Origin of the sequence: Lacrimispora sanguinis (assembly GCF_044987295.1) — a bacterium.
Taxonomy (GTDB): Bacteria; Bacillota; Clostridia; order Lachnospirales; family Lachnospiraceae; genus Lacrimispora; species Lacrimispora celerecrescens_B.
On sequence record NZ_CP173277.1, the window covers coordinates 2,293,104 to 2,310,567 of the forward strand.

The window sequence follows — 17,464 nt, forward strand, 5'->3', positions numbered from 1 at the left end:
CTACAGGGGTTCTTCCTTTCTCTTCCGGAATATGAAAGCCTTGCTGAATCCATAGTTTGCAATGACTACGACCACGGATACCAGGATTTTACTTACGTATTCATCCATTTTGAGCCAGGAAACCATTATCACCATAAGAACCATTTCCATGACACCTGACGCTGCTCTGCATGCGGTAAACGATAGAATCTCCTTCATGACAAAGCTCAGATGCAGGTCATAGCTTTGAAAAACAAAGATTTTATTTACTATAAAGGCAAAGAGGACGGAAACAACCCATGCTGCCGCCGTAGCGGCCCGGTAGTCGATGCCGGCCTTCACCATAAACCAATAGACAACCCAATTAACCAGGGTTGTCAGCACTCCAAATATCAAATAGGAAATGACTTCCCGGTTCATGACCTTGTCCCAGATTTTTCTAATCATCTTTTCTCTCCTGCAAAATTAGTTTTCCTCTTTTCCGCCCATGTATATTGGGCATACAGGTATACCCGCAGGGTATTTCCTCTATTGTATTATAGGGAAAGAAAATTGTAAAGGGATTCTAAGGCTTCACTGCCAGAAACTCCCTGGCTCCCTGAGAATAATGCACCTCATAATCCTCCGTAATAAACACGCCATACACGCCTTCCATGGAATCTAAAAGCTCCATTCCCTTATTAAGTCCAAGGGAAAAACAGGTGGTAGAAAGAGCATCCCCGTCAGCGGACCGTTCCGATAAAATAGTGACGGACACAAGCCCATTTTCATATGGATATCCATCCCTTGGGTTTAAAATATGATGGTAGTTCACACCATCCTTAACAAAATGCCGCTCATACACCCCGGAGGATACCACGGACATGTCATTAATATTCAAGGTTTCTATGGTTTCATTCCGGTCTGCGTAAGGTTTTTGCAGGCCTATTTTAAATGGTGTGCCATTAGGCTTTTGCCCCACACAAAGGACATTTCCGCCCAGATTAATCACAGCACTCGTTACTCCCTGCTCTAAAAGAAAATCCTTCATCCGGTCTGCAATATATCCCTTGGCGATTGCCCCAAAATCAAGAGCAGTATCCGGAGATAAAAAAGTAAGAGTATTTCCCTCAAGCGTTAAATTCCGGTAATCAACCTTATTCCTGGCCTCCTGGATCTTTGCATCAGGCGGTACAACCGGGTTGGGGGATGTAAAATCCCATAGAGAGGATAAGGGCTCCACAGTAATGTCAAAAGCCCCATCTGATTTTTGGGAATAATAAAGGCTCTTGGAAATAAGAGCCTCCACATCCGGAGATACTGTTACGGTCTTTTCACCGGCAGGCCTGTGATTTAACTTATACACTTCACTGCCCTCAATGGTTTTACTGAAAATATTTTCATAGGATCGGCATAAATCCAGACAGTCCGATAAAATTTTAGGATCATCCTTATCATAAAGAGTCACGGTTACAAAGGTGTTCAGCATAAAATCGGATTTGCTGAGCGGTTCCACCTTTCTTTCACAGCCCATAAGTAAAAGTGCTGTCATACCTGCGATCAAAACAACTGCTATCCCTTTCTTCATCCCATGTCCTCCAGCTTCTTACATGCCTCCCTGGCATGATCCAGGAACATCCTGCGGACTCCTTCCAGTTCTCCCATGCCCTTTAACCGGCAGACCACCTGATAGCCGTCAGTCTCCAGCTGACTTTTCCAGGACTCTTCGCCTTCTCCTGCCATATCATTATGAGCATGATCCCCGGATACGATCATAAGCGGCTGCAGCACCATACGGCCGGAACCAGTTTTTTCCACCTCTTCTTTCACAGCTTCAAAGGATGGTTCCGCCTCCACGGTTCCTATATGATACCTGCTGTATCCATTCTGCTTAAAAACCTCCGCCAAGCGCGGATAGCACTCATTGGCTTCATGTACCGTACCATGTCCCATGAATAGGATCTCCGTTCCTTCCCGATCATATTCCTTTGTGTCCTCTGCCAGCACGCTGCAAAGCCTTTTATAATCCTCTTCCTCCGAAAGCAGCGGCTTTCCCCACAGGATCCGGTGGAACCGGTTCTCATACTGCTTTACGGCAGCTATCATGCCATCATTCTCTTCCCCTCCCATCACAAGAGTGGGCTGAACGACTACACGCTGAAAACCTTCCAGAGCCAGCTTTTCCAGAGCTTCCGCCACACTGTCTATATAAATGTTGTCTCGCTTTTTTAATATTCCAATAATAATCCGGCTTGTAAATGCGCGGCGCAGCTCATACTTAGGAAACTCTTCCTTTATGGACTGCTCGATGGCTTCTATGGTTTTCATTCTGCTTTCATGATAAGTAGTTCCAAAACTCACTACTAAAACTGCCTGCTTCATTCTGATATCCCATGCTTTCTGTTATGGTTCGGTAAGTCTGAACTTCAATTATTTTCCCGATTACCATATCATAGATGAACTTTACTGTCAAACCTCTTTTCACGCACAACAGGCGCAAAACCAAAGGTTCTGCGCCTGCCGCACACATTGCATTCATATGCTGGAGATTATTTAAAAATCTACCTCTTTATCATAGTAACAACAGGTTAACAGTTTCTCCATCTCAGCGGCCGTGATCGGTCTTGGGTTGGAGCCGGTGCATGCATCACCTACTGCCAGCTCTGCTACTGTCCCTAATTTATCATTGAACTCTGCTTCGTCAATGATTCCGCCTTCATACTCCTTAATACTAGCAGGAATATTAAGCTTTTCATTCATGGAACGGATCTCTGCAATCAATGCATCAACCAGTTCTTCATCATTATTCCCCTTCAGATCAATGAAGCGGGCAATTTCTGCATAACGCATTGCAGCCTCCGGAACTTTGGAATTAAATTTAACTACCTTTGGCAGGTACATGGCATTTGCACAGCCATGAACAATATGTCCCCCTGAATAAGCGGCGCCTGTTTTATGAGCCATGGAATGAACAATTCCTAACAGTGCATTAGAAAATGCCATACCAGCCAGACACTGGGCATTATGCATGCGGGCACGGGCTTCCTTGTCCCCGTTATAGGAATCAATTAAGTCATTATGTATCATCTTAATTGCATGAAGTGCAAGAGGATCGGTGTAGTCACAATGGAGGGTTGATACGTAAGCTTCCACCGCATGAGTCAGAGCATCCATACCGGTATGGGCGGTCAGCTTCTGAGGCATGGTCTCAGCCAGGTCCGGATCTACGATTGCGATATCCGGTGTGATGTTGAAATCTGCCAGCGGATATTTCACTCCCTTTTTATAATCCGTAATGACACTGAATGCCGTTACCTCGGTGGCCGTACCGGAAGTAGACGGAATGGCACAGAATCTTGCCTTTGTTCTTAAAGTCGGGAAATTAAAGGGGATGCATAAGTCCTCGAATGTGGTATCAGGATATTCATAAAATGCCCACATTGCCTTTGCCGCATCAATAGGAGATCCTCCGCCGATTGCAACGATCCAATCCGGCTCAAATTCCCGCATCATTTCTGCACCCTTCATCACCGTATCCACGCTGGGATCCGGCTCTACGCCCTCAAACAGCTTTACTTCCAATCCGGCTTCCTTCAGGCAGGTTTCCACCCTGTCAAGAAATCCAAAACGTTTCATGGAGCCGCCGCCGACAACCACGATCGCTTTTTTTCCTTTTATATTTTTAAGCTCTTCCAGGGCGCCTTTTCCGTGATATAAGTCTCTCGGTAATGTAAATCTTGCCATCGTATAATCCTCCTTGTGAGTATCCAGTTCTTTGCTATAGCTATATTGTAGCTCAAACAGGCATGAAATACAAAGGTAAAAAAATATATATCAGTATATAAATACTGATATATATTTAACATTCTTATTCTAAAAAAATATTCTTCACTGCCTCCAGCTGTTTTAAAAACTCTTTATCCCAGGTCGTAAAAGAATACCCTTTCCTGTAGATCAGCGCATCCCGATATGTCCCGGCCTTTTTTTTGCTCTGCCGTTCCACCAGGCCATACCTTGTAAGGAGCTCTTTGGGCATGGGTGAGACCCACATATACGTGTGAGGATCTTCCTCCAAAAGGTCGAACTGGCTTCCCCGCTCAAATACGTAAACACGCTTTGGAGATTCCGGAGCTCTTCCTTTCTTTTCATAATTCTCCCGACGGCCTGATGGTCCGTCGCCATGAGCAATTTCAATATATGGCAGCAAATCTTCCGCCATAATTTCCTTTTTCCCTGCCAGAGGATGATCTTTGGACATGAGAAGCCTTAGGGAGTATTCCGAAACCAGTTCCAATAGAAGACCTTTTGCAGCTGCTGTCTGTGCATAGTATCCTTCTGAAGAAGACTGATACCGAATGATTCCCAAATTGTATTCTCCTGTTTCCACATCCTTTAAGGTATCTGCGGAATTTGTTTCCCGCAGCCATACATTCATACCCTCTTCCTTGTCAAGGCTTCGGATAAACTTAGAAAATGCAAGGCTTAAATAACTTGCCCTTGGCATGGAAAGGGAAAATTCCACCCCTCCCACCTGATCCGGTTTATATAAATGTTCCATTTTCTCGATCTGGTCCAGGACATTTCTGGCATGCTCCAGAAAAATCCTTCCCCTTGCCGTAGGAACCACGCCCTTGGAAGTACGTCTGAAAATCGGTGCGCCAAGGCTTTCTTCCAACGTTTTAATCGCCTTGCTTAAATTAGGCTGGTCCATATAAAGGTTGGCAGCCGCCTTAGTTATGGAGCCTGTTTTTTCCACCTCCACGGCATATTGTAACAATACAGTATTCAATTATCTTCCTCCTCAGTCTACTGCATGCCTTCCTTGTCCGCCTCATATAGATATTTGGACAGAGCCGCCAGTGACACAGCCATGTTCTCATTCTGCACCAGAACATGGTCAGGTACGGTTAAGTGGGTGGGAGCAAAGTTCCATATGGCCTTTACACCGCCGCTTACCAGACGGTCGCATACTTCCTGGGCAAATCCCGCCGGTACCGTGATGATGCCGATGTGAATGTTCATTCTCCTGCAGAGGTTTTCCAGCTTGTCCATGGGAAAAACCGGCTTGCCTCCTGTTTTTGTATTCACTCTTCTTCCATCAGAATCAAAGGCCAGGACAATCTCCACTCCGTACTGCTCAAACCCTTTATAAGACAGCAAGGCTTTTCCCAGGGATCCGACTCCTACCAGAGCCGCCTGGTTCGTATTATGAAACCCTAAGAACTCTTCCATGTCTCTGATTAATTCCTTCACCACATATCCCAGTTTAGGCTTTCCAGCTGTTTTGGCCACCATTGCCAGATCCTTGCGCACCTGGACCTCATTAAGCTGCAGATCCAAGGCAATGGCCGGCGCCGATATGGTCTCTGTTCCTTCTCTGTATTTCCGTTCCAGATAATGATGATACATTGGAAGACGCTCCAGGGACTTCCTGGATATGCCTCCGACCATGTTTTTTTTCTCTTCCATAAGTGTGCACCCCTATCCATTCTCCCTTAACATTCAAACCTCTTGCGTTTCAGTTCTTAAGACTCTTCTTCATGATGAAGGTCTGTAAGAAACATGGCATCCCCAAAGCTAAAGAAACGGTAACGCTCTTTAATGGCTTCCTCATAGGCATGAAGCACATGATCCCTCCCGGCAAGTGCGGATACCAACATTACCAACGTAGATTCAGGCAAGTGGAAATTCGTAATAAGACAATCCAGAATCTTAAAACGGTATCCTGGATAAATGAAGATTTCCGTCCAGCCGCTTCCTGCCTTTAAAATGCCTTCCTCCGTGGAAGCAGACTCTACCGTACGACAGCTGGTCGTTCCCACACAGACAATGCGGCCCCCATTTTTCTTCGCCTCATTGACCTTTTTCGCCTCCTCTTCTTCTATAATATAGAATTCAGAGTGCATATGATGGGATTCGATCTCATCTACCTTCACCGGCCGAAAGGTTCCAAGCCCTACGTGAAGAGTCACATGGGCGATGGTTACCCCCATAGCAACAATTTCCTCTAACAGCTCTTTTGTAAAGTGCAGACCTGCTGTAGGCGCAGCTGCTGATCCCTCATGCTTTGCATAAACCGTCTGATAACGGTTCTTATCCTTTAGCTGGTGGGTAATATAAGGCGGCAGAGGCATCTGACCTAAGCGGTCCAATATCTCTTCAAAAATTCCCTCATAGGAAAACTGGATCAACCGGTTACCTTCTTCTACCACATCGATCACGGTACCTTTTAACAGGCCATCTCCAAAGGAGATCACAGTTCCAACCTTTGCCTTTTTTCCTGGTTTTACAAGAGTTTCCCAAATATCATTCTCTCTTCTTTTTAATAAGAGTATCTCGATCTTTGCTTCCGTTCCCTCTTTCACTCCAAACAATCTGGCCGGAATGACCTTAGTATCATTAATGACCAGACAATCCCCTTTCCTCAAATAGGAAAGGACATCCCTAAAATGCCTGTGTTTTATCTCTCCCGTATGTTTATCTAAGACCAGAAGTCTGGAAGCAGAACGGTCCTCAAGGGGGTCCTGGGCAATCAGCTCCTGGGGCAGATCAAAATAAAAGTCCCTAACGTTCATAAACTTGCTTTCTCCTTTATCAAAAATGCTCCTCTGCAGGGTGCCACGCAGAGAAGCATCTGTTTTACGTATTGTTTGATTGGCTGCTTGAATCAGTTGTTTCCTCCGGCTCTTCTTTCTCATCCATCAGAAGATGATAAACAGCCAGAAGATTTTCGTCCGACTTTAAAGCATTCTCAAGACCGCTGTTTACCTCTTTTGCAAGCTTTTGCACGGCCTCAGACTGGTTTGCCCTCTCCATAAGTTCAGATTGTTCTGTACTGGTATCTGCAACCAGATAATAGCTTCCATCTGCTGCTGTTTTAACATAACATACAACCAGGCTGGGCGCTAGAGTTTCCGCTTGACGGAATTTGATATCAAATCTGGCATATACCACGTAATCGCCATCGTCCACTCCCGGAACCGTATAGCATACCAGGTTTTCAAAACTCTGGTAGAATTTTACTTCCTCTTCCATTCTGGTTTCCTGTTCTCTCAACGCCTCTCCAGAACAGGTATCGCCGAATACCTTTGTAAGAGCCTCTATGTCGCAAGTCTTCCTGGCTTTAAAGTAAGCTTCCATCAGATCATGAATCGCCGGTATGGCCTCTTCTTGCAGCGTAACCGCTTCCTTTGCTGACTCTGATGGCGTACCCTCAGCCTCTCCTGCCGGCGGATCCACTGCTTCTGCGGAAATATTAGCCGGATCATTTCCTGCCTCTTCGGGCTTATCCAAAACAATAACGGCAAAAATCAGTATCATCGCTGCCAAGGGAAAAAACAGAAATTTCAATAAACGTCTGATCTCTTCCTTGGAAACCTTTTTCCATTTTTCAATTAAGTCCTTCATATGGGCTTGACCTCCTGGAGAATCAATCTCCTTTTCATTCTAACAAAAAAACAGACAAAAATCAACAAATACTATTGCGCTTTAAAACAATCTATAGTAGAATGTAAAAGATGCATCTGTAGCTCAGTGGATAGAGCAGTGGCCTCCGGAGCCGCGTGCGTAGGTTCGATTCCTATCAGATGCATTTTTTATTTGTCTGGTTTATTTATCTAAAACCCTTGATTTACGGGCTTTCTTCCATCTCTCTATTTATAAATCCCATTTTAAAACAAAGTTTTTTAAATTCTCATTCCTGTGCTAAAAATTAGCCGTAATATTATGTATTCCACTTTTACAGTGTATTTCATGTTGTCCACATTATATTCCTTAATTTTACGCTTCCCTTTCTTTTCACTTTTAACAGCGAAAAGTTTATAGACTCCTTCGCCTCAACACGACTATGGTTGAATTTAACTTACCACTTGATTAATTCCTGAAGTCTCTTCATTTCTCTGTGTTCAAATCCCAATTCCTTCAATGCCTTACAAATACCTTCTGCATATCCCCAATGCCTGTCTGATTTTCGCTGATTCCTTTCACATTCATACATATCATCATTTTTAAAACACTGCTTTACAGTTTCAAACTCTTCTCTCGACTGCTCTGCGATTCTGATCGCTTCATATAGCAAATCCTCACATTTTAAAGCTTCACGTTGTGTCATAGTGCAATCCTCCTGTGCTAAAACTATAATATACTTTCAATGATTACGAAGCTGGAAATTATTTCCAGTAACTGCACAAGACCTACGTTTCACTTCATTCTATTCTCGTTGTAACTCTGCATTGAGCAGTTTACATAAATAAAATAAGGAGGTATCCATATGGTATACGAAACATTTCTGGAAACGATCAAACATTCCCTGAAAGAAAAGCTGGGGCCGGAATTCACCCTGACACTCCAGCCCATCACCAAGAACAACGGACTTATCCTGCATGGACTTTGCATCGGGAAGGCCGACGAACGGGCAGCCCCCACCATCTATTTAAACCATTTCTATGAATCATACCAAAAGGGCAGGCCTTTTCATGCCATCCTTGATGACATCCTGTCTCTTTACCAAAGCAGCCCCCTGCCGGCAGAACTTCCCATAGAAGAATTCCTGTCCCAGGAACAGATTATGGAAAAAGTTATCTTCCGGCTTATTAACGAACCGGCCAACCGGGAACTATTAAAAGAAGTCCCCCATATTTCCTATCCGGAGCTGGATCTTTCTATTACATTCTACCTTTCCGTTCAAAGAGACGAAGACAGTCTCCTTACTGCGCTCATCTACAACCGACATCAAAAAGCCTGGAACCGGTCTACGGAAGAATTATATCTGGCTGCCAAGTCAAATACTCCCCGCCTTTTCCCGGCCCGTATCCGTTCTCTTCCCGAAGCCATTAAAGATATTGTGAAAAAATCGTCGGAACATGGAGTAAACGAAGATTCCCTGGAAGAAATCTTTGATAACACGCCCCTGTCTCCTCCTATGTACGTACTGTCCAATTCCTCTGGAATAAACGGGGCAGGCTGCCTGCTTTACGAAGGCATAATAAAAGACTTCGCATCATGCAGCGGCAGCGATTTGATCATACTGCCCTCGAGCATTCACGAAGTCCTCATTATTCCATACAGCAAAGACATTTCTTTTGATGAATTAGCAGAAACCGTTTTCTCCATTAACCAGGAAGAGGTACCGGAAGAAGACCGTCTGTCCAACCACATCTATTTCTATTCCAGAAGCAGCAGTAAGCTATCCATTGCATTCACCTCTTCTGCCCCAATCGGAACAAAGAATCCATGATAAAAATAGCCATTGCTATGGCACCCGAAACCTGAAGCGTTTCCACCAGATAATGGCTGGAAAGATCCGGATTGTTTGCAATCACATAAGACACGCTCCGGTAAATGGACGTTCCCGGAACCGACGGCAGAATGCCTGCCACCAGGAACACCGTGACCGGAGCTTTAAAAATCCGGGCGAAGATATGGCTGGTTAATGCCACCAGCAGACTGGATAGAAAAGCCGCTGCTATGACAGAACCGGAGGATGCATGCACCAAAAGATAGACAAGCCAGCTGGCTGCTCCGATTCCTCCCGCCAGAATTACATGCTTCTTTGGAAGCTCCAATATTAAAGAAAAGCTGATTACAGCCAGGAAGGCCCCTATCGTCTGTACTACCATGAAAGCCCTCCTGTCAGCCACTGAAATAAGCCCATGCCTGCTCCCACGCCTGCTGCCACTGCAAGAGCGATCACCACCGCCTCCATGATCCTGGCCGTTCCCGAAGCATAATCACCATTTAAGGTATCCCGAATTGCCGTGGTAAATATAACACCGGGAACCAAAGGCATGATAGCTCCGATAATGATAATATCACTTTTAATACCCGGTATAAGCCACTGTCCCATAAAAAGGGTGGCAATTGCTATTAAAAATGCACAAAATGCATTAGCGCAGAAATCATTGAGCCTGATTCTTGCGGAAACCTCCATAGCCGCCGCTAAGGAAATTCCGGTCACAGCTGCCGCCAGGCAGTCTCTTGCTCCTCCCCCTAAAAGCAGAGTAAAAAATACTGCCACGCCCATGACTCCAATATCCTTTAGTCTCCTGCCGTATTGAACTGAATCCCGTATATCCGTCAGTCTTACGTAAGCTTCCTCCACTGTCATGCGGTCCTCACACAGCATTCTGGAAACATCATTGACCAGGTAAACCCTGTTTAAGTTGGTGGATCTTCCCGTAACCCTTCGTGCTACCGTTATAGCCTCAATGGCGGGGTCATTAAGGGACGCAAAGATCCCTGTTGAAAAAACAATGGCTTCCGCAGTATTCCTGCCTGCCTTACGTAAAATGTGGTCAATGGTATTCTCCACCCGGTAAATTTCCGCACCGCTTACCAGCATAATCTCACCTGCCAGAACCGCAGTTTCCACAAGCAGCTTATCATTCATAGGCTTATTCCTCTGATATTATGTTTAAAAAATAAGACTTCCAATCTGAAATACCAGTACAGAAGCAGCCCAGGCCACTGCCAACTGGAAAAGCACCATACCAAGGGTCCAACTCATAGAACCCGTTTCCTTTTTAATCGTTGCAACGGCTGCAATACAAGGGGAATACAGGAGGCAGAAAATCATCAACGCATAGGCATTCACGCCGCCAAAGCCAAAACCCCCAAGGATCCCTGAAAGTTCTCCCATTCCCGCTGCGGAATTTATATTGTTGATTCCAAAGAGAACCGAAAAGCTGGAAACAACCACTTCCTTTGCAGAAAGCCCGGATATAAGGGCTACTGCTATCCTCCAGTCTCCAAGGCCAGCCGGGCGAAGAACAGGAACTAAAACTCTTCCGATGGCGGCTGCAAAGCTCTTTGAAACATCTGCCACAAATCCTGACGGTCCGCTGTTTAACACAAACCAAAGCACTATGGTCGCAAGGAAAATGGTAGTTCCCGCTTTACTTAAATAATCTCTAACTTTGTCCCATACATAGATAGCCACCGTTCTGCCATTTGGTGTCTTATATTCAGGAAGTTCAATAAGCAGGGTATCCTCTTCCTCAGCTTTAGACATCCGGTGGGTCACATAAGCGATCGTAATAGCAACCATGAGTCCGATGAGATACAGGGAATAGGCTACAATCAGAGCATGTTTCGGGAAAAACATCTGGGAAAACAGGACGTATATGGGGAGTCTGGCAGAGCAGGACATAAAAGGCGTAATCAAAATAGTCCTCTTCCTGTCCTTTTCACTGGGAAGAGACCTGGCCGCCATAACTGCCGGAACGGTACATCCAAACCCCAATAGCATGGGAAGAAATGCCTTTCCGGAAAGCCCTACCCGCCCCATAATCTCATTCATGACATAAGCAACCCTTGCCATATATCCGCTGTCTTCCAGAAAAGCCAGTGCAAGGAACAGAATAAAGATATTAGGCAGGAACGTCAGGATTCCACCGACTCCGGCTATAATTCCATCTACCACCAGGGAATTAATCCAGGCGGAAGCATGGATGCCTTCCATAAACTGATACATGTAGGTGGAAAGCATAGTTAAAGCGATTTCAAAATACCCCTTTAAGAAATCACCTACCGTAAAGGTTAAAAAGAACACCAGCGCCATAATACCCAGGAAAAACGGTAAACCTAAAAAGGGGTGGGTCAGATATTCGTCAATCTTATCTGAAAATGCGGCTTTTTGTTCCTTGTTCACCAGGCATTCGTGGATGATGCTTTCTATATAGTCGTATTTCTGATTGATAATCTCTTTCTCATAATTATGGTCTATGATATTGCTTAAATCAAGGGGATGGTCATTCCAGACCTCCTCATCATATTCCAGGAATTTAATGGCATGCCACCTTAGATTATCCATCTTCCCATAATGAGCCTTTAACACGGTTTCTATCTTGGAAATTTTATTCTCAATTTTAGGCGTATAATTTACGACCACGCCTTGAGGGTCTTCTTCATAATGGTGTACTACTGCATGAAGCAGGACATCAAGCCCGGTCCGTTTTCTTGCAGAAACCGGCACCACCGGAATGGACCCCAACATCTCAGGAAGACGATGCAAGTCAATTTCCATTCCCCTGTCCTCAACGATGTCCATCATGTTAAGGGCTAGAATAACCGGCTTTTTAAGTTCCAGAAGCTGAAGGGTCAAATACAGATTCCGTTCCAGGGATGAGGCGTCAACCACGTTGATGATCACATCTACCTCTCCGCTTTCCAGACATTTCCTTGTTACTTTTTCTTCCAGGGTATAGCAGGTAAGGCTGTAAATCCCAGGGGTGTCAATGACCCGGATGGGGCGTCCCTTGTAGCTGGTCTCTCCTTCCACTCTCTCCACGGTAACACCTGGCCAGTTGGCCACCTTAAGCTTTGCTCCTGTAAATGCATTGAATAAGGTTGTTTTCCCGCAATTGGGGTTTCCCACAAACCCGACTCGAATCATTTTGTTTTCCTTATTCATGTTTTGCAGCCTCCCTGATTTCAATTCCTTCTGATATCCTTCTGCCGAGAGCAAGGCGGGTACCCCTGACCTTGATAATCACAGTGCCGCTTCCCTTCTTATTCATCAGGGTAACAGGCGTCAGCTCATTGACTCCAAGAGCTTCCAGCCGCCTGGTGATGGCATCCTTTACCATCACGCTGTAAACGATGTAGGTTTTTCCGATTTCTCCTTCATATAGCTTCATAATAATCTCCTCTGGATGCAGCCATTTCCAACCGATGGCGTTCCAAAGCTCCTGCCTCAAATGCATCCATTGAGATTTTACTCTTATTGAGAATCATTGTCAATACCAATCATCTGTTCTGACAACATTATTTATTTCCTTATTCTTCCATTTCTAAAAGCATCTTTTTTACCTGGACCATCCGGTCACGCAGCTTTGCCGCCTCCTCAAAGTTAAGCTCTGCTGCAGCCTGGTGCATCTTCTTTGTAAGCTCCTTGGAAAGCTTTTCCAGTTCCTTGGCATCCATGGATTCCGGATCCTTCTTAAAGTCCTTCTCATCCTCAATGGCCGCCTTAGATATGGCAATGAGGTCGCGGACTGACTTTTTGATAGTAGTAGGAGTAATTCCATGCTCTTCATTATAACGCTGCTGGATGGCTCTCCTTCGGTTTGTCTCCTCAATCGCCACCCGCATGGAATCCGTTACCTTATCTGCGTACATGATTACATGGCCTTCGGAGTTTCTGGCCGCCCTTCCTACGGTCTGGATCAGGGAGGTCTCCGAGCGGAGAAAGCCTTCTTTATCCGCATCCAGAATGGCTACCAGGGTGATCTCCGGAATATCAAGACCCTCACGGAGCAGGTTGATTCCCACCAGTACATCAAACACATCCAGACGCATATCCCGGATAATTTCGGAACGCTCCAGGGTATCGATGTCGGAGTGGAGATATTTTATCCGGATTCCCACTTCTCTCATATAATCGGTCAGATCCTCGGCCATACGCTTGGTCAGAGTGGTGATCAGCACTTTGTTTTTCTTTGCTACTTCCTTATTTACCTCGGAAACCAGATCATCAATCTGTCCTTCTACCGGCCTGACATCAATTTCAGGGTCAAGAAGTCCGGTCGGTCTTATTATCTGCTCCACTCTTAAAAGCTCATGCTCAGCCTCATAAACGGAGGGCGTAGCAGAAACGAACATCATCTGATTGATCTTAGATTCAAATTCATCAAAATTTAAGGGCCGGTTATCAAGGGCTGACGGAAGGCGGAAACCGAAATTCACAAGTGTCGTCTTTCTGGAACGGTCTCCTGCGAACATCCCCCGTACCTGAGGCAGGGTGATGTGGGACTCATCTACCATGATCAGAAAATCATCTGGGAAATAATCAATCAGGGTACAGGGCGCCTCTCCCGGCTTGCTTCCGACCAAATGTCTGGAATAGTTTTCGATTCCGGAACAAAAGCCGGTTTCTTTCATCATTTCCACATCAAAATTTGTCCGCTCCGAGATCCTCTGTGCCTCTAACAGCTTGTCCTCACTCTTAAAATAAGATACCTGCTCTTTTAGTTCCTCCAGGATTGTCTGAGCCGCACGCTCCATTTTCTCCTTGGACACGACGTAATGGGAAGCCGGAAATATAGCCACATGCCCTAAGTCCGCCCGAATCTCTCCTGTCAGGGTATCTATCTCTGTAATGCGTTCCACTTCATCTCCAAAAAACTCAATCCGGTATGCCTCACTGCCAGAATAGGCCGGGAATATCTCCACCACATCTCCTCTTACTCGGAAGGTCCCCCGCCTGAAATCCATATCATTCCGGTCATACTGGATATCAATCAGCTTATGGACCACTTCATCACGGTCCTTTATCATGCCAGGTCTTAAGGAAATAACCATTTCCTTATAATCGATGGGGCTTCCCAAGCCGTATATACAGGAAACCGAGGCCACGATGATCACATCTTTCCGCTCCGAAAGAGCAGCCGTAGCTGAATGCCGCAGCTTATCAATCTCATCATTAATTGCCGAATCCTTCTCTATATAGGTATCCGTAGAAGGCACGTAAGCCTCCGGCTGGTAGTAATCGTAATAGGAAACAAAATACTCTACTGCATTTTCAGGAAAAAATTCCTTGAACTCGCCGTAAAGCTGGGCTGCAAGCGTCTTATTATGGGCAATGATGAGAGTAGGCCTTTGCAGCTTATGAATTACATTTGCCATGGTAAAAGTCTTTCCAGAGCCGGTAACTCCCAATAAAGTCTGAAATTGATTGCCCTCTTTAAATCCTTTCACAAGCTGGTCAATGGCTTCAGGCTGGTCACCGGTAGGAGCATATTCCGAATGTAATATAAAGTCCATGATTATTTCACCTCCAACAATGTCTATCACTTCCAATTATAGCATATGGCATGAAAAAAGTATAGCGAAACAGGGAACGTCTGTTCTTTTAGTATTGTAATTCTTCTCCTTTTAGTATATCATACATCCTATACTATGAAACAGCAGGAGGACTATTTATGTACAGTTTTAATAATGACTATAGCGAAGGGGCCCATCCAAAGATTTTAGAAGCCATGATCAATGCCAACTTAATCCAAAAAACCGGATATGGACTGGATGACAACTGCGCCGGCGCCCGTGCCCTCATCAGACAGGAAATCGGCAGAGAGGACGCAGATGTTCATTTTATTGTAGGCGGCACCCAGACCAATTTAATCACCATCGGCACAGCCCTGCGCCCCTGGCAGGCAGTCATCTCCACAGATAAGGGGCATATAAACGTACATGAGACAGGAGCGATTGAAGCCACCGGGCATAAGGTTATAGCCATGCCATGCAAAGACGGAAAGCTGACTCCTGCCCATATCCAGAAAGCTCTGGATCTTCACACCGATGAACACATGGTACAGCCGAAAATGGTCTATATATCCAACTCAACAGAAATCGGCACCCAATACAGCAAAGCAGAGCTGGAAGCTCTTCACCATATCTGCCGCCAAAAGGGATTGTACCTGTTTTTAGATGGAGCCCGCATGGGAACGGCGCTCACAAGTTCTGTAAATGATTTAACGCTGCAGGATATTGCAAGGCTTACTGATGTATTTTATATTGGCGGAACAAAAGGAGGTGCTTTGTTTGGAGAAGCCCTGGTGATTTGCCATCAGGATTTAAAACCGGATTTCCGGTTTATGGTAAAGCAGCGTGGAGCCATGCTGGCTAAGGGCTGGCTTCTGGGAATCCAGTTTGAGGAACTGTTTTCTAACAACCTCTTCTATGATTTAGCCTCCCACTCAAATGAGATGGCAGCCATCTTAAGAAAAGGTATCGAAAAGTGCGGATATTCCTTCTATTCTGATTCCATGACAAACCAACTATTTCCCATCTTTCCTGACCAGGTAATTGCAAAGCTGGAGAAGGACTTCCTCTTTTCGGTTCAGGATCGGATCGATGACAGCCACACCGCCATCCGGCTGGTCACCTCCTGGGCTACCAGCGAAGAAGCATGCCGCAGGTTTGTCAGTCTTCTGGAAACATGCTGATGGAAGAAGCCTACGAAGTAAAGTAGTTCATGAAATAAATACATGAAAGAAAAAAGCCCTCTATGGCCAGCAGTTAATTCGCCGGCCATAAAGGACTTCTTTCTTTAAAGATCTAGTTAAAATCTAATGATTCTCATTCAATACTTTTATAGCTTCCGCAAGCTGATTGTCTTCGCTGTGCTCTATCTTGATCTTTGTTTTTAATTCTTCTTTTAAATCAACCGCTACATCCGGCTCCAATCCTTTTCCATGGAGGTCAAAGCCGCTTGGTGTATAATAATGGGCAACAGTCATCTTAATAGCTGTACCATGGTCAAGAGGAAACAGTGTCTGGACGATTCCTTTTCCAAAAGTTTTTGTTCCCACCAGTTTCGCCTTTCCATAGGCCTTAAGGGCTCCGGAAAATACTTCGGAGGCACTGGCTGACTGACCATTGACTAAAACAGCCATGGGCATATCTACACTATGGCCGTCAGAGGCGTAATACTGCTCTCCTGCTCCATTCTTATCCGCCATATAGACCAGAAGGGTTTTATTCTTCTTGGTTCTTACCAGATTAGGATCTCCTTCAATTACCAGATCGTCCGGAAGAATGTAATCCAGCATGGAAACCACCGCATCCACAACTCCTCCTGGATTATTTCTCAAATCCACGATCATCTTTTCCATACCTTGTTTTTCCAGATCATCAATGGCGCTCTTAAACTGACCTGCTGTAACCGTATCAAACTGACTGACCGATATATATCCGATATTATCTGCCAGCATCTCATGCTCCACGGTAGGAACTGTGATCTGACGGCGTTCCATGGTCATATCAATGTAGGCCCCCGTTTCCGGGCGAAGAACTGTTACGATTACCGGTGTTCCTTCTGCCCCTTTGATATGATCCTTTACCACCAGCTCCAGATCCATGCCGGTTACTTCCTCATCGCCCACCTTATAGATTAAGTCGCCGGGCAGCATTCCTGCCTCAGCCCCAGGTGTTCCTTCAAATACCTTGGTCACGGTAATGATTCCAGTGGTCGCACTTTGGCTGACCATGACTCCGATTCCGCAATATTCTCCGGCTGTATCCTCTACTAATTTCTCATACTCGTCTTTGGTATAGTAAACCGTATAAGGGTCCTCAAGTCCATACAGCATTCCCTTGTATATCCAGTCTTCTACATTTTTCGGATCTTCATTAAAGAGATAATACTTATCGATCACGCTCTGAATCGTCTGGATTTTGGCTACGATCCGGCTCATATCCAGGTTGCCTTCCTGGTTCTCTGCCTGAGCGGATTCGGCTGCCTGACCTTTTCCGTCAATTGCAGCCCTGCCGATTAGAAAGATTCCCAAAGACATACCCACAATAACAAGACCTGCCAATGTGGTCAGAAGCGCACCTACTAGGGCGCCTTTCCAAAATTTATTCTTACTTTCCACTGTTATTCTCCTATCTAGCTCTTTATGGGCTTGTGCATTTCACCGGATTTACATGGAAGCTGTCTGCCTGATCTCATCATGGAGATAAGGTCCTGTGGAATATCCAGTTAACCCACATCTGCAATTACCTGCCC

Annotated in this window: 19 protein-coding genes and 1 tRNA gene; 3 read left to right on the forward strand and 17 right to left on the reverse strand. The window is 45.3% G+C overall.

What is annotated here, in order from left to right; all coding sequences use genetic code 11:
• From ACHZES_RS10640 to ACHZES_RS10680, 9 genes are all read right to left on the reverse strand, one after another.
• Positions 1–426, reverse strand: coding sequence for a GtrA family protein (locus ACHZES_RS10640; protein ID WP_038281031.1), 426 nt, complete (start codon positions 424–426; stop codon positions 1–3).
• Between the two features lie 118 nt (positions 427–544).
• Positions 545–1,510 (reverse strand): FAD:protein FMN transferase, encoded by a 966-nt coding sequence (locus tag ACHZES_RS10645; RefSeq protein WP_395548210.1) that lies wholly within the window; start codon positions 1,508–1,510, stop codon positions 545–547.
• Positions 1,511–1,542: 32 nt separating this feature from the next.
• Positions 1,543–2,319, reverse strand: a complete 777-nt coding sequence (locus ACHZES_RS10650) for a sirohydrochlorin cobaltochelatase (protein WP_404820365.1) — start codon at positions 2,317–2,319, stop codon at positions 1,543–1,545.
• On the reverse strand, positions 2,294–2,497 hold the full coding sequence (locus ACHZES_RS10655; protein ID WP_395548016.1) for a hypothetical protein: 204 nt from the start codon (positions 2,495–2,497) through the stop codon (positions 2,294–2,296). Before ACHZES_RS10655 ends, ACHZES_RS10650 begins: the two co-directional genes overlap by 26 nt.
• Positions 2,498–2,511: 14 nt before the next feature.
• On the reverse strand, positions 2,512–3,702 hold the full coding sequence (locus ACHZES_RS10660) for an iron-containing alcohol dehydrogenase (protein ID WP_395548015.1): 1,191 nt from the start codon (positions 3,700–3,702) through the stop codon (positions 2,512–2,514).
• Between the two features lie 124 nt (positions 3,703–3,826).
• On the reverse strand, positions 3,827–4,747 hold the full coding sequence (locus ACHZES_RS10665) for a LysR family transcriptional regulator (RefSeq protein ID WP_154522539.1): 921 nt from the start codon (positions 4,745–4,747) through the stop codon (positions 3,827–3,829).
• Positions 4,748–4,764: 17 nt separating this feature from the next.
• Positions 4,765–5,427: a redox-sensing transcriptional repressor Rex gene (locus ACHZES_RS10670; RefSeq protein WP_395548014.1), complete on the reverse strand. Its 663-nt coding sequence runs from the start codon at positions 5,425–5,427 to the stop codon at positions 4,765–4,767.
• A gap of 56 nt (positions 5,428–5,483) precedes the next feature.
• Positions 5,484–6,533 carry a tRNA preQ1(34) S-adenosylmethionine ribosyltransferase-isomerase QueA gene (gene queA / locus ACHZES_RS10675; protein ID WP_038281037.1) on the reverse strand — a complete coding sequence of 350 codons (1,050 nt, stop codon included), beginning with the start codon at positions 6,531–6,533 and terminating at the stop codon, positions 5,484–5,486.
• Positions 6,534–6,597: 64 nt separating this feature from the next.
• A complete protein-coding gene (locus tag ACHZES_RS10680) occupies positions 6,598–7,365 on the reverse strand; it encodes a hypothetical protein (protein ID WP_395548013.1) in 768 nt (255 codons plus the stop codon).
• Positions 7,366–7,477: 112 nt separating this feature from the next.
• On the opposite strand from ACHZES_RS10680, the gene ACHZES_RS10685 reads away from it, so the two are divergent.
• A tRNA-Arg gene (locus ACHZES_RS10685) sits at positions 7,478–7,549 on the forward strand.
• 270 nt (positions 7,550–7,819) lie between these two features.
• Here ACHZES_RS10685 and ACHZES_RS10690 read toward each other — a convergent pair.
• Positions 7,820–8,068 (reverse strand): hypothetical protein, encoded by a 249-nt coding sequence (locus tag ACHZES_RS10690; protein ID WP_154527208.1) that lies wholly within the window; start codon positions 8,066–8,068, stop codon positions 7,820–7,822.
• A gap of 159 nt (positions 8,069–8,227) precedes the next feature.
• Here ACHZES_RS10690 and ACHZES_RS10695 point away from each other — a divergent pair, with 159 nt between their 5' ends.
• On the forward strand, positions 8,228–9,193 hold the full coding sequence (locus tag ACHZES_RS10695; RefSeq protein WP_395548012.1) for a DUF5688 family protein: 966 nt from the start codon (positions 8,228–8,230) through the stop codon (positions 9,191–9,193).
• On the opposite strand, the gene ACHZES_RS10700 is transcribed toward ACHZES_RS10695, so the two are convergent.
• From ACHZES_RS10700 to uvrB, 6 genes are read right to left on the reverse strand one after another with little or no spacing between them, the layout of a single operon-like run.
• A complete protein-coding gene (locus tag ACHZES_RS10700; protein WP_038281095.1) occupies positions 9,156–9,575 on the reverse strand; it encodes a threonine/serine exporter family protein in 420 nt (139 codons plus the stop codon). The two genes, ACHZES_RS10695 and ACHZES_RS10700, sit on opposite strands and share 38 nt — an antisense overlap.
• Positions 9,569–10,345 carry a threonine/serine exporter family protein gene (locus tag ACHZES_RS10705; protein WP_154527205.1) on the reverse strand — a complete coding sequence of 259 codons (777 nt, stop codon included), beginning with the start codon at positions 10,343–10,345 and terminating at the stop codon, positions 9,569–9,571. The genes ACHZES_RS10700 and ACHZES_RS10705 overlap by 7 nt, the downstream gene beginning before the upstream one ends.
• Before the next feature lie 24 nt (positions 10,346–10,369).
• A complete protein-coding gene (feoB, locus tag ACHZES_RS10710; protein WP_395548011.1) occupies positions 10,370–12,367 on the reverse strand; it encodes a ferrous iron transport protein B in 1,998 nt (665 codons plus the stop codon).
• Positions 12,360–12,593 carry a FeoA domain-containing protein gene (locus tag ACHZES_RS10715; protein WP_038281099.1) on the reverse strand — a complete coding sequence of 78 codons (234 nt, stop codon included), beginning with the start codon at positions 12,591–12,593 and terminating at the stop codon, positions 12,360–12,362. The genes feoB and ACHZES_RS10715 overlap by 8 nt, the downstream gene beginning before the upstream one ends.
• Positions 12,580–12,702: a hypothetical protein gene (locus tag ACHZES_RS10720; protein WP_404820366.1), complete on the reverse strand. Its 123-nt coding sequence runs from the start codon at positions 12,700–12,702 to the stop codon at positions 12,580–12,582. The genes ACHZES_RS10715 and ACHZES_RS10720 overlap by 14 nt, the downstream gene beginning before the upstream one ends.
• 30 nt (positions 12,703–12,732) lie before the next feature.
• Positions 12,733–14,718 carry an excinuclease ABC subunit UvrB gene (uvrB, locus tag ACHZES_RS10725; RefSeq protein ID WP_154527201.1) on the reverse strand — a complete coding sequence of 662 codons (1,986 nt, stop codon included), beginning with the start codon at positions 14,716–14,718 and terminating at the stop codon, positions 12,733–12,735.
• Positions 14,719–14,876: 158 nt separating this feature from the next.
• Here uvrB and ACHZES_RS10730 point away from each other — a divergent pair, with 158 nt between their 5' ends.
• The gene (locus tag ACHZES_RS10730; protein WP_154527199.1) at positions 14,877–15,899 is read left to right on the forward strand and encodes a low specificity L-threonine aldolase; all 1,023 of its coding nucleotides are present in this window, start codon (positions 14,877–14,879) and stop codon (positions 15,897–15,899) included.
• Between the two features lie 123 nt (positions 15,900–16,022).
• Here the strand turns inward: ACHZES_RS10730 and ACHZES_RS10735 are convergent, their stop codons facing one another.
• The gene (locus ACHZES_RS10735) at positions 16,023–17,330 is read right to left on the reverse strand and encodes a S41 family peptidase (RefSeq protein WP_395548010.1); all 1,308 of its coding nucleotides are present in this window, start codon (positions 17,328–17,330) and stop codon (positions 16,023–16,025) included.
• Positions 17,331–17,464: the final 134 nt, after the last annotated feature.